Origin of the sequence: Pseudomonas mediterranea CFBP 5447 (assembly GCF_000774145.1) — a bacterium.
Lineage (GTDB): Bacteria > Pseudomonadota > Gammaproteobacteria > Pseudomonadales > Pseudomonadaceae > Aquipseudomonas > Aquipseudomonas mediterranea.
In genome coordinates this window covers 43,310-56,183 of sequence record NZ_KN322983.1, presented here as the reverse complement: position 1 = coordinate 56,183, position 12,874 = coordinate 43,310, and the positions used below count along the sequence as shown (strand labels likewise).

Genomic DNA, 12,874 nt, shown 5'->3' with positions numbered 1-12,874 from the left:
TTCAGCATCGAGGTGACTGATAGACCGCATCGCGAGCAGGCTCGCTCCCACAGGTTCTGTGCACTTGTTGTTAGAAACTCATGTCCACCTTGGTCCAGAGCGTGCGCCCCGGTTCGTTGATGGCTTGCGGGTCACTGGCCGGGTAGCCGAATCCGGCGTTGCCGGCCAGGTTCAGGTGCTCGGCGTAGGCTTTGCCGAACAGGTTGTCGACGCCGCTGCTGACCTTCCAATGCGGGTTGATGCGGTAGGCGCCATTGAGGGAGAAGACCCCGAAGCCCGAGCTTTTGCCATAATCCTTGCCCACCACGTTGCCCCTGTTCTCGTCGACGCGATGCTGGGCTGCCACCACCCGCCACAGGGCGCCGGCGCTCCAGCGGTCTTCGCTGTAGGTCAGGCCCAGGCGTGCGTCCAGCGGTGGCATTTGCGCCAGGGCCGTGCCGTCGCTGCTGTTCTTGCCCCAGGCATAGGCCAGGGTCGCATCGGCTTTCCAATGCTCGGTCAGTTGGAAGGCCGCGCCGAGCTCGCCGCCCATGATCCGCGCATCGATATTCTCGGCCCGCGAAGTGCTGCCCATCATGCCGGGGGTGTAGTCGAACAGGATGTAGTCACGCACCTGCCCGATATACCCCGACGCCCAGGCTTCGAGGGTTTCGGTCTTGTACTGCAGGCCGAAGTCGAGTTGGGTGGTTTTTTCCGGCTTGATCGAATCGAAGGCATTCCGCGAGCCGGTGGGTCCGTTATCCGGCGAGAACAACTCCCAGTAGTCGGGGAAGCGTTGCGCGTGACCCAGGCCGGCATAAACCGTCGTGGGGCTGTCTGCCAGGTCGTGCTCGTAGCGGACGAAACCGCTGGGCAGGGTATCGGCGCGGGTATCGTCGGCAGTGGGATTGGGTCGGGCCATCATGCCGGAGCCGATGCTCTGCCGGTAATCCTTGGCCGAGGCCCGGTCGAGACGGGCGCCGGTCACCAGCCTGTCGCGGTCGGCGGCGTACCAGGTCAGCTCGCCGAAGACGCCGTAGTTGTGAAAGTCGGCGTCCTTGGTGCGCGGCAGTTCCTTGTAGGTGTCGACGCCCATGCTGCTGCGTTGGCGATGCTCGTTGGTCTGGACATCCAGGCCGCTGATCAGCTGCACATCGGCCCAGCGCCAGGTGGCCTTGATGCGCGCGCCCAGTGTGCGTCGGTCGACGTTGGACGCCATGGGCCCGGCCATCATCCCGGTGCCTGAAGGCGTGCGCAGCGTGTAGTTGTCCATCACGTGGTCGGCGTAGTTGTAGTAGACCTGGGCCTCGATCTTATCCAGCACCTCGCCGAGGTTCGACCGTTCGAAACGCAGCCCTAGGCTTTCACGCTTGAACTGCGAACCGTCCATGCCTCGCCCGGCGTAGCGCGCCTCGCCGTCGCCCTTGCCGGCGGTCAGTTCCAGCAACGTGTCGGCATCCGGCGTCCAGCCAAGGGTGACGTCGCCGTTCCACTTGTCGTAGCGCGACGGCACGGTGTCGTTGTTGCCGTCGCGGTAATCGTCCGAATGGGCGGTGTTGCCGATCACCCGTACGTAACCCAGGGACCCGCCGGCAGCGGCGTCCAGCACTTTGTCGAAGCGACCGTTGGAGCCGGCCAGCACACTGGCATTGACCCTTGTGCCCAACTCACCGAACTGTTCCGGCTTGCGGTCGAACAGGATGGTCCCGGCCGACGCGCCCGGGCCCCACAACACGGTTTGCGGGCCCTTGATCACGGTGAGCTGATCATAGGTTTCCGGTGAGATATAGGAGGTCGGCGCATCCATGCGGCCGGGGCAGGCGCCCAGCAGCGTGCTGCCGTTGGTGAGGATATTCAGCCGTGAGCCGAACATGCCACGCAGCACCGGGTCGCCGTTGGTGCCGCCGTTGCGCACCAGGGCGAAGCCGGGAATGGTCTTGAGGTAGTCACCGCCGTCACTGGCCGGGACCGGCTGGCGCGGATCCTTGGGGTTGGTGACCACGGTCAGCGGTGAGCTGGGCGCAATGGCGGTAATGACCGTCGGGCTCAGTTCCTCGACCTGGCCTTCATGATGGTCGTGCTCATCGGCCAGCGCGTGAGACGTCAGTAGCAGGCCGCACATGGCGGCGACGGCAGGGTGAAAACGCACCCGTGCCTCATTCGGAGGGCAACTGGCCTGGGCAGTGCCCAAAGCGATGCCGGCAGAAAACCTGGACATGATGATTCCATCGAACAAACGTAGACGACACGGTCGGGTAGCCTGGAGCTGTCTTGTGCGACCGGGTTGGTAAGTGTCGGATCTACGCGTCGAGGGGCGGTGCGCGGGTGCGGGCGCCAGGGAAGAGGGCCGGCCGGGCATGGCCCAGGCGTGGGGAAGGGCTGGTGTAGGTGTTGGCCGTTGGGGTGTCGAAAACGGCCAGGGACTGCCCACCGGGCAGGGCCGGGCAATTGAACAGCAGGCTGCAATAGCCGCATTTTTCCCACAGCGCGTGATGCTCGTTCCGAGGCGTGTCGTGTTCGGCTGTCGGAGCTTCATGTCCGGCGTGAGCCCCTGCGTCCATGTCCATGCTCATGTCCATATCCATGCTCATAGGCATGGACGAAGACATGTGCTGATCCATCGGCATCGACTGGGAAACCAGTGGACCGATAAAGATCATCAGCATGGCGAACAGGCTGATCCAGCTGCCGCGTGCCAGGCTCATCGGCTGGCGGCGGGGCATGGAGGGCCTGGCGCGGGGAAGACCCATGGGCCGCTATCAGTGCGTGTGGGCTTCGGTCATGGTGCCGTCGGGGGCTTTTTTCTGCACCGCAACGTCGACCGTGACATCCCCGGCTTTCTCGAAATGCAGGGTCATGGCAAAGCGTTTGCCGTCACTCAGCAGGCTGCGATCCTTCAGGTCCAGCAGCATGACGTGGTACGCCATGGGGGCGAAGGTGACGGTGGCGCCGGGGGCAATCGCAACCGTGGGCACGGGCTGCATCTTCATCAGGTCGTCCTGCTTCACGTGCTCGTGGAGCTCGGCCTTGCCGGCAATCGGCGTGTCGACGCTGAGCAGTTTGTCCGCCGTTGCCCCGGTGTTGTGGATCACGAAATACGCGGCCACGGTGGGCGCATTGGGCGGCAATTCCTGGGACCAGGGATGGGCGATCTCAAGGTCGCCGACCTTGTACTGATGAGCATGGGCAAAGCCGACGGGAAGCAGCAGGGCAGCCAGCAGGATGAGTCTGTTCAACATGGTGATTCTCCGGAACGATTCAGGACGCAATTTTTATGCGGTGGGAATCAGACCAGAGGCGAGGCGCGGGGGTTGAGACTCGGCCATTGCTGGCGCGGGGTGGGACTGTCGTGGGTCGAGTGGACGAGGCCGTGATGGGCAGGCTGTGGGGCCAGGTACAGACGCGGAGCCTGTCCGGTGAGCGCCACCAACGACGCCGAGCCTGCGCAGCACCAGCAATGCTGCATGGTCGAATGATCGTCGTTACCGGGCGTGCTCTGTTCGAGCTTGCCCAGGGAAATCGCCACCAGCTTCGTGCCGCTGGAGGAACAGAAACTGCCCCATAACAACTGCTCGGCCGGCGCATTGCCCTGTGCGGCCGCGCTGCCGGAAAGCGGCATGGCAAGCATGTTGAACAGCACTGCGAAGCAGGCGATCCAGGCAAATGCAAGCCGTTGTCGGGACATGGGCGAATCCGCTCGGTTGGGCGATCAGGTGGCGGTATTTAGCCTGATCGCGGGCTGGAAGTAAAAAAGCCATGTGCGGTGTAGGGTCGCAGGGCTCCTGTTAACAGTAGCAATAGATCGCCAGATGAGCGCTGTTGTGGCGAGATATCAGTCGACGTTCGATTGGTCACCATCCGCATCGAGGGCAATCGGCGTCATGTCTTTTGCTCGAGCGATATCGTCGAGAGCCGCTCGTACCAGTACGCCGTCACCATCGTCCTCGTCGAAACAGGCATCCAGATACGCGGTCATTTCCTCAGGCGTTTTGAGATAAATAGCAGCATCGAAGCGTGTGAATGTTCCGGTCATTGAGAGCGCCTCCTCCAACAGTAGCTGAGCAAACTCAGGGTCACGCCTGGCGCGTTCGACAATCGTGTGTTTGTAGTTTCGTGTGAGGGCCATAGGATTACCTTCAAAGACTCCAATAGCTGGTGAGTATCTGTGGCGAGAAGATTTATTCCCCGTTGGGCTGAGTAGACACTGTGGGAGCAAGGCTTGCCCGCGATGAGCGCGACTCGGTTCCAAGATAAACCGCGTCGGCTTCATCGCGGGCAAGCCTTGCTCCCACAAAGCGCAGCGGTGTGACGTTTCGCTAGACCCTCCTTGCCACAGATATAGAGTTCGACCCTTGTAGTGATCAAGCCAAGAGCCTGTTGCTTACCTTGGGTCAACCTCATCCAATGCCCGATTTGCCAGCAACTGGCCCAGCTCGATCATCTGTTGAACTCCCAGTGCGATGTGCCTTCGCGAGCCCTCCAGATCGAACGCCAGGTCGCTGACCATTGCGTTGGCCGAAGCCAGGGTTTCGCTGAGGTTGGCGAGCAGGCATTCGGCGTTAATGCCGGGAGCTATAACGAAAAGGGTATCGAGGGTGTCGGATTTTTCTTCAGCGGGCGGTTTGAGGTAGTAGTCCAAGGCGCGGGTGGCCGCATCATCGAGTTTTTTTGAGTTGATGCTGTTACCGCCAGATGCAGTATCGGCGGTGTCTGGGGGATTGGGTGTGATCTTGAACATTGCTGAAAACTCCTTGTATGGAGCCGCAACGGCTTCGCGACTAAACGAAGGGAGGCGGCTGTACGCAGGTTAGTCGACCGGGGAGTTCAGCATTACCGGCGCGCCCGAGGGCGCCCTGCGCACAACCACCATCAAGCGCAGGTTGGATACCTGACTGGACGGAGCTTATGAACCAGCTGAAAGCCTCGGGCGACTAAACCCGATCACTGAGGGGCAGTGACGGAGTCCAAGCTACCGGTGCGCTCCCAGGTCCACAAGCCGGCGGATTCTGGCGCAGTTGTAGGCAGCGGCGCAAGGCGATGTAGTCTGTGTTCGTAGTCTCAGTGCGGTCGGATCGTGAAGGTCGGCGGAGTTACATCGACAGCGCCGACAACATCTCCTCAAGCGTCCAGAATTCACGATCCACCCCCGCCAACACCGGCCGCCTCAACACCAACACCGGCACTCCTCGCTCCCGCGCCACCTCCAGCTTCGGCTCGGTTGCGGTGCTGCCACTGTTCTTGCTGACCAGCACATCGATCTGCCGCCGCTCGAACAGCGCCCGCTCGCCGTCGATATGGAACGGCCCTCGGGCGCCGATGACTTCGCAGCGTTCGTTGCCGGGGTAAACGTCCAGGGCGCGCAGGGTCCAGAATTGCTCCGGGGGAATCTCATGCAGATGTTGCAGCGGTTCGCGGCCGAGGGTGAAAAGGGGGCGGTGGAAAGGCTTCAGGGCCTGGATCAGTTCGGCCCAGTCGGCGACTTCGCGCCAGTCATTGCCATGGCGGGGCTGCCAGGCCGGGCGGCGCAGGGCCCAGCAGGGAATGCCGCAGGCGCGGGCTGCCTGGGCGGCGTTGTGGCTGATCCGGGCGGCGTAGGGGTGGGTGGCGTCCAACACCAGGCTGATGCCCTGGTCGCGGATGAATTGCGCCAGGCCCTCGGCGCCGCCGTAGCCGCCGACGCGCACCTGGCAGGTCAGGTCGGTGGGGACACGGCCCACGCCCGCCAGGCTGTAGATGTGTTGAGGGCCGAGGGTGCGGGCGATGGCCAAGGCTTCGGTGATGCCGCCCAGCAGCAGGATGCGTTTCATGTAAAGGCTCCGGCGTGGCCGACGATCCCGCCCTGGCGGTCGATGGCGAAGACTTCGACTTGGACCTGGGACGGCACGATGCTGCGGGCGAAGGCCAGGGCGTGCCCGCACACCGCGTCGCCGAGGGCGATACCGGCGGCGCTGGCCATTGCCAGGGCCTGTTGGCTGGTGTTGGCGCCGCGGATGCCTTGCTGCAGAGCCACGTCGGCGCCGATTGCGGCCGCCCAGTCGGCCAACTGTGGCAGGTCGATGCTCGAGTGGCGGCTGTGCAGGTCCATGTGACCGGCGGCGAGTTTGCTGATTTTACCAAAGCCGCCGCAGAGGCTGAGTTTGTCCACCGGAACCTTGCGCACGTGCTTGAGCACGGCGCCGACGAAGTCGCCCATTTCGATCAAGGCGATTTCCGGCAGGTTGTAGACCCGGCGCATGGTGTCTTCGCTGGCATTGCCGGTGCAGGCCGCGATGTGCAGGTAACCGTTGGTTTTCGCCACGTCGATGCCCTGGTGGATCGAGGCAATGTAGGCCGCGCAGGAGAACGGCCGGACAATGCCGCTGGTGCCGAGGATCGACAGGCCGCCGAGGATGCCCAGGCGTGGGTTCATGGTTTTGAGCGCCAGGGCTTCACCGCCCTCGACGTTGACCGTGACTTCGAAACCGCCGGTATAGCCGGTTGCTTCGGCCAACCGGTCCAGGTGATCACCGATCATCTTGCGCGGCACCGGGTTGATCGCCGGTTCGCCGACCGCCAGCACCAGGCCCGGTCGCGTCACCGTGCCGACGCCGCGCCCGGCAACGAAACGCACCCCCGGTTCGACCGTCAGCCGCACTTGGGAAAACAACAACGCACCGTGGGTCACGTCGGGGTCGTCGCCGGCGTCCTTGATCGTCCCGGCCTCGGCCCCCTGGCCGGTCAGGCGACAGAATTCCAGACGCATCTGCACCTGTTTGCCCTTGGGCAAAACGATCTCCACGGCATCGGCGCAATGACCTTGCAGCAACAGGCGTGCCGCCGCCAGGCTGGTGGCCGTGGCGCAACTGCCGGTGGTCAGGCCGCTGCGCAGGGGCGCGGGTTGTTCGGCGGTTTCGTCACGCATCGAGGGGCTTTACCAGGTCCAGCAGGGTAATCGGCAACGCCTGGCGCCAGGTGTCGAACTCGCCCAGTGGTTGGGCCTGGGCGATGTGGATGCGGGTCAGTTCGCCGCCATGGAGTTCGCGCCAGTTCATGAGCGTCATTTCGCTTTGCAGGGTCACGGCGTTGGCGACCAGCCGGCCACCGGGCTTGAGTTGGGCCCAGCAGGCTTCCAGCACGCCCTCACGGGTGACGCCGCCGCCAATGAATACGGCGTCCGGTCGCTCCAGTCCCACGAGGGCCTGCGGCGCTCGTCCGCGAATCAGTTGCAGGCCGGGTACGCCGAGAGTCTCGCGGTTACGTTCGATCAAGCCCTGGCGGCCTTCGTCGGCCTCGATGGCCAGGGCCCGACAGGCAGGGTGTGCGCGCATCCATTCGATGCCAATGGAGCCGCTGCCGGCGCCCACGTCCCAGAGCAATTCGCCGGGCATCGGGGCGAGGCGCGCCAGGGTGATGGCGCGCACGTCGCGCTTGGTCAACTGGCCGTCATGTTCGAACGCGGTGTCCGGCAAACCGGCCAGGCGTGACAGGCGCAACGCCGAGGGTTCTGCCCGGCACTCGACGGCGATCAGGTTCAGGTCGGTGATGTCCGGCTCGGACCACTGTGCGGCGCAGCTTTCGATCCGCCGCTCTGCCGGGCCGCCAAGGTGTTCCAGCACGGTCATGGGGCTGGGACCGAACCCGCGCTCGCGCAGCAATGACGCCACCGCACCTGGGGTGTGGCGGTCGTTGCTCAGCACCAGCAGCCTGACGCCTGCGGATAAATGGGCATTGAGTGCCGCCAGGGGGCGTGCCACCAGCGACACAGTCACAACGTCCTGCAGCGGCCAACCCATGCGCGCAGCCGCCAGCGAACATGACGATGGCGCCGGGATGACCTGCATCTGCTCGCTTGGCAGCTGTTTGGCGAGGCTGGCGCCGACGCCAAAGAACATCGGATCGCCGCTGGCCAGCACACACACCGGCTCGTCCCGTCGTGCCAGCAGCGGTTCCAGGGAAAACGGGCTTGGCCACAGCTCCCGTTGGCCGCGGATGCACACCGGTAATAACGCCAGTTGGCGCGCGCTGCCGACAATGCGCGTCGCCCGCAACAGGGCATGGCGGGCCGTTCGGCCCAGGCCCTTGAAGCCGTCTTCGCCGATGCCCACTACGGTCAGCCAGGGGGTCATCTCTGTTCCTCGAATGGGTAGGTTTGCTCGACGGGCACTTCTGTCCCGCGAACCGGGCCGCCATCATACCGTGCCGGTGGGAGCAAGGCTTGCCCGCGATGGCAGTGCTCCATTCAACATTACCGTCACAGAGAGACCGCTATCGCGAGCAGGCTCGCTCCCACATTGGTGTGGGGGCGCCCATTATTTTTGCGCCAGCCGCAGGTCCCGTGTGGGAGCGAGCCTGCTCGCGATGGCGTCGGTCCATACAACCCCACCTTGCCCGCCAGAGCGCTATCGCCAGCAAGTCCGCGTCTCACATTCCTGACCGCACTGCACATAATCCGACGGGCAAGCTTTTCATGCCCCCCGGCAAAGCAGGCATAATGGCGATCTTTCGCCGATGCTGACCGGTTTGCCCTTGAACGAACGTCCATCCACCAACGTCATACGCCCCTCGGGTTGCCCGGGGTTGCTGCGTGTCGTCCAGGCGTTGGACGGCGGCATCTGCCGGATCAAGCTCGATGGCGGCGCCATCCGGGCGGATCAGGCCGAAGCCGTGGCGCTGGCGGCCGAGCGGTTCGCCGGTGGCGTGATCGAGGCGACCAACCGGGCCAACCTGCAGATCCGCGGGATCGGCCCTGAGCACGCCGCGTTGATCGAGTCATTGCTGGCCGCCGGACTCGGCCCGCACACGCCGGCCGGCGACGATGTACGCAACTTGATGCTCAGCCCCACGGCCGGCATCGACCGACAGAGGCTGCTGGACACCCGCCCGTTGGCCGCGCAGCTTCTGTTCAGCTTGCAAACCCACGACCGATTCCATGAACTGTCGGCCAAATTTGCCGTGCAACTGGACGGCGGCGAGGCGCTGGCGATGCTCGATCACCACCATGACCTGTGGTTGTCGGCGTTCATGCGCCACGGTGAGCCCTGGCTGGCGTTCGGCTTGGCCGGTTCGCCGCTGGATGCACCGGCCGGCGCGGTGCCCCTGGCCGAGGGACATGGGTTGGTGCTGGCGGTGCTGGAACTGTTCCTCGACCTGGCCCGCCCGGACCAGACTCGCATGCGCCACCTGCTGGCAGAACTTCCCCACCCGGAATTCATCCAGCAACTGGCCTGCCGGGTCGCGTTAAAACCGTGTACCGGTTGGCAGCGCGACGGGTCCATCGATGGACTGCACCTCGGCATCCAGCCCCAGCATAACGAACGTGTCTACGTGGGCGCCGCCGCGCCCCTGGGCCGACTCGACGCCGTCATGCTGCGAGGCCTGGCGCAACTGGCAAGGGAAAAGGGCGACAGCAGCCTTCGCTTCACCCCGTGGCAAAGCCTGTTGTTGCCTAACGTACGCCGCGAGGATGCGGACGAAGTGCTGACGCGGCTCGAAGGGTTGGGCCTGCTGTGCTCGGCGGAGCAACCGTTGGCGCATCTCATCGCCTGCACCGGTTCCAGTGGCTGCGGCAAGGCCCTGGCCGACACCAAGGCCGATGCCCGGCGCCTGGCCGACATGCTGCAACGCCAGGGCCACGGGATGAAGGTCCATTTGTCCGGTTGCCCGCGCTCCTGCGCGGCGGCCCATGTCGCGCCCGCCACCTTGCTGGCGGTCGCTCCCGGTCGTTACGACCTCTATTTTCGCGATGCGACGCAGCCGGGTTTCGGCGCGTTGCAGGCGCACAACCTGACTATTGAAGCGGTCGGCCAATGGCTCGACGCTCGCCCCCGGAGCCCCCTTTGATGCTTGATTACATCCGCGACGGTCAGGAGATCTATCGCAACTCCTTCGCGATCATTCGCGCCGAGGCCAACCTGGCGCGCATTCCGGCCGATCTGGAAAAACTCGCGGTACGGGTGATCCACGCCTGCGGCATGGTCGAGGCGGTCGACGGGCTGCAGTTTTCCGAAGGTGCGGGCACGGCCGGGCGCCAGGCCCTCGCTGCCGGTGCGCCGATCCTGTGCGATGCGCGGATGGTCAGCGAAGGCGTGACCCGCGCTCGCCTGCCGGCCAACAACCCGGTGATCTGCACCTTGCGCGACGAGAGCGTGCCGCAGTTGGCCCGCGATTTGGGCAACACCCGTTCGGCGGCGGCCCTGGAGCTGTGGCGTCCACATCTGGAGGGCAGCGTCGTGGTGATCGGCAATGCGCCCACCGCGCTGTTCTACCTGCTGGAAATGCTCGACGCCGGCGCACCGAAACCCGCGTTGATCCTGGGCTTCCCGGTGGGGTTCGTCGGCGCGGCCGAATCCAAGGCGATGCTGGCGGCCAACAGCCGCGGCGTGCCGTTCGTGATCATGCAAGGTCGACTGGGTGGCAGCGCCATGGCGGCGGCCGCCGTCAATGCCCTCGCCACGGAGATTGAATGATGCAGCAGCGTGGACGTCTGATCGGCCTCGGCGTGGGCCCCGGTGACCCGGAACTGATTACCCTCAAGGCCCTGCGTCTGCTGCGCGAATCCCCCGTGGTGGGGTACTTCGTCGCCAAGGGCAAGAAAGGCAACGCCTTCGGGATCATCGAGATGCATCTGCAAGAGACGCAAACGCTGATGCCGCTGGTCTACCCGGTCACCACCGAAGTGTTGCCGGCGCCGCTGTCCTATGAGCAGGTGATCGCCGACTTCTACGACACCGCCGCCGAACAGGTGGCCGTGCATCTGGATGCCGGGCGCGACGTGGCGGTGATCTGCGAGGGCGATCCGTTTTTCTACGGTTCGTACATGTACCTGCACGATCGTCTGGCCGAGCGCTACGACGCCGAAGTCATTCCCGGCGTCTGCTCGATGCTGGGCGGTGCCTCGGTGCTCGGCGCGCCGTTGGTGTACCGTAACCAGAGCCTGTCGGTGCTCTCCGGCGTGCTGCCCCATGACGAACTCAAGCGCCGGTTGGCCGATGCCGACGCGGCGGTGATCATGAAGCTGGGACGCAACTTCCCCAAGGTCCGCCAGGTGCTCGGGGAACTGGGCCTGGATGGCCGGGCCCTGTACGTCGAACGGGCGACCATGGCCAATCAGAAAATCGTGCCGTTGGATGAAGTCGAACCGATGTCCTCGCCGTATTTCTCGTTGATCATCGTGCCGGGCGAACGGTGGCAGGGATGACGCTCAAGGCACCGGCAATCGTCATCCTCGGCCCGGGCAGTCTCGCCACGGCCCGGCGGGTCCAGCAGTGCTATCCCGGCGCCTTGATCCACGGCCTGGCCGGGCGGGTCGAGGGAGTGGACCGTCACTACCTGGAATTCGGCGCGACGTTGCGCGAGCTCTATCAACAGGACACACCCATCATCGCCCTGTGCGCGGCGGGCATCGTCATCCGCACCCTGGCGCCGCTGCTGCTGGAAAAAGGCGTCGAGCCCGCCGTGCTGGCAGTGGCCGAGGACGGCAGCGCCGTGGTGCCGTTGCTCGGTGGCCTGGGCGGGGTCAACGTCATGGCCCGGGAAATAGCGAACACCCTGCAAGTCGCCCCGGCGATCACCACCAGCGGCGAATTGCGTTTCGGCACTTGCCTGCTCAATCCACCGAGCGGCTACCGGCTCGACGATCTGGAACAGGGCAAGCGCTTCGTCTCCGATCTGCTGGCCGGTGAGCCGGTGCGCATCGAAGGGGCTGCGCCGTGGCTGGATCAGGCGCACTTGCCTCAGGACCAACAGGCGCGCCTGGCCATCCGTATCGACAGCGCTGCCGGGGTGCCCGCAGTCGATGAACTGCGTATTTATCCCCGCAACGTTGCCGTGGCGCTGGGCGCCGGGGCGACGGACATAGCGGCCGCAATTGGCGCTGCCCTGGAACAGGCCGGCCTCGCGATGCAATCGCTGGCTTGCGTGTTGGCGGCGGACAGCGAAATGACCCGTCCAGACTTGCACGAAGCCGCTGCGAGCCTGGGCGTGCCACTGCGCTTTGCTTGCGCCAGCGGCGACATCGCGCAGTGGTTAAGCGAGGCCCTCGGCCAGCCGGCCTCGATTCGGGTCATGGGCAGCCTGGCTATCGCGGTCGCCGAACAGCCTCTGGATCCGCAACGCATCGGCCGTCCACGCGGGCGTCTGGCGGTGATCGGCCTGGGCCCGGGCGCGGCCGAGTTGATGGTGCCGGCGGTGCGCGCCGAACTCGACCGCGCCAACGACGTGCTGGGCTACGAAACCTACGTGCGCATGGCCGGGCCATTTCGGCCTGATCAGGTGCAGCATTGCACCGACAACCGCGAAGAGCTGCAACGCGCCCGCCACGCCTTCGAACTGGCCGCCCAGGGCCGCTCCGTGGTGGTGGTGTCGTCTGGCGATCCGGGCGTATTCGCCATGGCCGCCGCGGTCCTGGAAGCGCTGCATGAGTCGACGAATGCCGATTGGCACGCTGTCGACCTGCAGATCCTGCCGGGCGTCTCGGCTTCCCTGGCTACCGCCGCCCAGGCCGGTGCGCCGCTGGGCCATGACTTCTGCGTGCTGTCGCTGTCGGACAACCTCAAGCCCTGGTCGATCATCGAGAAGCGCCTGGACCTGGCGGCACAGGCGGATCTCGCGCTGGCGTTCTACAACCCCATCTCCCGTTCCCGGCCCTGGCAACTGGGGCGGGCGCTGGAGATCGTCGCCCAGCATCGAACCGCGCAGACGCCCGTGGTCCTGGGGCGTGACATCGGCCGTCCGGGCCAGAGCCTGCGGGTCACGACGCTGGGGCAGTTGACCCCGGATCAGGTCGACATGCGCACCATGGTCCTGGTCGGGTCTTCGACCACCTGCGTGTTCCCCCGCGCCGACGGTAGCCAGTGGGTGTACACGCCGCGCTGGTATGGCGACAAACCGCTCTGATACAACCCGGCGGTCCGTTCGG

13 protein-coding genes are annotated in these 12,874 nt (G+C 65.1%); 4 read left to right on the top strand and 9 right to left on the bottom strand.

What is annotated here, in order from left to right; translation table 11 throughout:
* Positions 1 to 70: 70 nt before the first annotated feature.
* From N005_RS05785 to N005_RS05745, 9 genes are all read right to left on the bottom strand, one after another.
* Positions 71 to 2,197: a TonB-dependent copper receptor gene (locus N005_RS05785; RefSeq protein WP_047700248.1), complete on the bottom strand. Its 2,127-nt coding sequence runs from the start codon at positions 2,195 to 2,197 to the stop codon at positions 71 to 73.
* A gap of 82 nt (positions 2,198 to 2,279) precedes the next feature.
* Complete coding sequence (locus N005_RS05780; protein ID WP_144402655.1) at positions 2,280 to 2,684, bottom strand: DUF2946 domain-containing protein; 405 nt, start codon at positions 2,682 to 2,684, stop codon at positions 2,280 to 2,282.
* A 54-nt stretch (positions 2,685 to 2,738) separates the two neighbouring features.
* Positions 2,739 to 3,218, bottom strand: a complete 480-nt coding sequence (locus N005_RS05775) for a copper chaperone PCu(A)C (protein WP_047700244.1) — start codon at positions 3,216 to 3,218, stop codon at positions 2,739 to 2,741.
* A gap of 47 nt (positions 3,219 to 3,265) precedes the next feature.
* Positions 3,266 to 3,664, bottom strand: a complete 399-nt coding sequence (locus tag N005_RS05770) for a DUF2946 domain-containing protein (protein WP_047700241.1) — start codon at positions 3,662 to 3,664, stop codon at positions 3,266 to 3,268.
* Between the two features lie 147 nt (positions 3,665 to 3,811).
* Complete coding sequence (locus tag N005_RS29630; protein ID WP_230165321.1) at positions 3,812 to 4,105, bottom strand: helix-turn-helix domain-containing transcriptional regulator; 294 nt, start codon at positions 4,103 to 4,105, stop codon at positions 3,812 to 3,814.
* A 255-nt stretch (positions 4,106 to 4,360) separates the two neighbouring features.
* Positions 4,361 to 4,717, bottom strand: coding sequence for a DUF6124 family protein (locus N005_RS05760; RefSeq protein WP_047700238.1), 357 nt, complete (start codon positions 4,715 to 4,717; stop codon positions 4,361 to 4,363).
* 352 nt (positions 4,718 to 5,069) lie between these two features.
* The gene (locus N005_RS05755; protein WP_047700237.1) at positions 5,070 to 5,786 is read right to left on the bottom strand and encodes a cobalt-precorrin-6A reductase; all 717 of its coding nucleotides are present in this window, start codon (positions 5,784 to 5,786) and stop codon (positions 5,070 to 5,072) included.
* Complete coding sequence (locus N005_RS05750; protein ID WP_047700235.1) at positions 5,783 to 6,880, bottom strand: cobalt-precorrin-5B (C(1))-methyltransferase; 1,098 nt, start codon at positions 6,878 to 6,880, stop codon at positions 5,783 to 5,785. The genes N005_RS05755 and N005_RS05750 overlap by 4 nt, the downstream gene beginning before the upstream one ends.
* Complete coding sequence (locus tag N005_RS05745) at positions 6,873 to 8,084, bottom strand: bifunctional cobalt-precorrin-7 (C(5))-methyltransferase/cobalt-precorrin-6B (C(15))-methyltransferase (RefSeq protein WP_047700233.1); 1,212 nt, start codon at positions 8,082 to 8,084, stop codon at positions 6,873 to 6,875. Before N005_RS05745 ends, N005_RS05750 begins: the two co-directional genes overlap by 8 nt.
* Before the next feature lie 382 nt (positions 8,085 to 8,466).
* On the opposite strand from N005_RS05745, the gene cobG reads away from it, so the two are divergent.
* From cobG to cobJ, 4 genes are read left to right on the top strand one after another with little or no spacing between them, the layout of a single operon-like run.
* Positions 8,467 to 9,798, top strand: a complete 1,332-nt coding sequence (gene cobG, locus N005_RS05740; protein WP_052126361.1) for a precorrin-3B synthase — start codon at positions 8,467 to 8,469, stop codon at positions 9,796 to 9,798.
* Positions 9,798 to 10,424 carry a precorrin-8X methylmutase gene (locus tag N005_RS05735; protein WP_047700231.1) on the top strand — a complete coding sequence of 209 codons (627 nt, stop codon included), beginning with the start codon at positions 9,798 to 9,800 and terminating at the stop codon, positions 10,422 to 10,424. The genes cobG and N005_RS05735 overlap by 1 nt, the downstream gene beginning before the upstream one ends.
* Positions 10,424 to 11,155 (top strand): precorrin-2 C(20)-methyltransferase, encoded by a 732-nt coding sequence (locus N005_RS05730; RefSeq protein WP_047700229.1) that lies wholly within the window; start codon positions 10,424 to 10,426, stop codon positions 11,153 to 11,155. Before N005_RS05735 ends, N005_RS05730 begins: the two co-directional genes overlap by 1 nt.
* Positions 11,152 to 12,852, top strand: a complete 1,701-nt coding sequence (gene cobJ, locus N005_RS05725) for a precorrin-3B C(17)-methyltransferase (RefSeq protein WP_047700227.1) — start codon at positions 11,152 to 11,154, stop codon at positions 12,850 to 12,852. Before N005_RS05730 ends, cobJ begins: the two co-directional genes overlap by 4 nt.
* Positions 12,853 to 12,874: the final 22 nt, after the last annotated feature.